General features: G+C 60.7%; 1 pseudogene. It reads right to left on the bottom strand.

The annotated features are described in order from the left end of the window. Nucleotides 1-573: 573 nt before the first annotated feature. A pseudogene (locus tag A5652_RS28320) lies at nucleotides 574-797 on the bottom strand (hypothetical protein); the annotation flags it as partial.

Genomic DNA, 797 nt, shown 5'->3' with positions numbered 1-797 from the left:
CGCGGAAGCTGTACATCGCGGAGTCTTCGTGTCTGAAACTGATCGAATCTGAAGGGCACCGATAAGCACTGCCATTTGCATGGCCCCGGCCATTGGATGCACTGGATCCGACACAAACTGTCGGTCCGTGAACCCGGTCCGGTAGTTCAAGTTACCGCGCCAGGCGACGACGGAGCGATCGCCCTAGAGGGCGATGGCCTCTAAAAAGTGGGCTGGAATCATCGTCCGGCACTGATGCCGACTGCGCTGCTCAATTCAGTCGGCTTAGTGTGGTGACAGCCGCACTGGCACCTCCTATTAGTGCCGATCTTGGTATCGCGTAGATGGAGCGAGCAATGCGTTCAGCCTGGCGACACTTGATGAACGACGCAGCTGCTTTGTCACGCCCATCACCAACCCCGGTCACCTTGTTCCCCGCGCGCCGGCTCCGACCAATGTGCCCGCCCCTGCGAGTCACCGCGCGGTACGAAGCGGGAAGGCCAAAGCCATCGCGGGCTAAGCTGTTGGGCGCCAACGTGAAATGAAATTTCCGCCCTCGACATCTGAAGATTAATCAACCTACGCGCAGGCGGATCAACGGATCACGTCGGTCAAATGCACCCGATTGCCGTTCGGGTCGGTGGTCCGGAGCCGCCTCACACCGGGGATCTCGTACCCGACGCCAAGGCGCGCGAGAGCCGCTGCGACTGCGGCGACATCGCTCACCCGAAATCCCAGCTGCACCTTCGTGCTTGGCCTTTCGCCGGCAGGAAAAAGCTGTAGAACGGCTCCCGTCCTGCCAATCAGACCGTCGACGA

Origin of the sequence: Mycobacterium sp. 1165178.9 (genome assembly GCF_001673555.1) — a bacterium.
Taxonomy (GTDB): domain Bacteria; phylum Actinomycetota; class Actinomycetes; order Mycobacteriales; family Mycobacteriaceae; genus Mycobacterium.
This window is presented reverse-complemented; position numbering and strand designations above follow the sequence as displayed.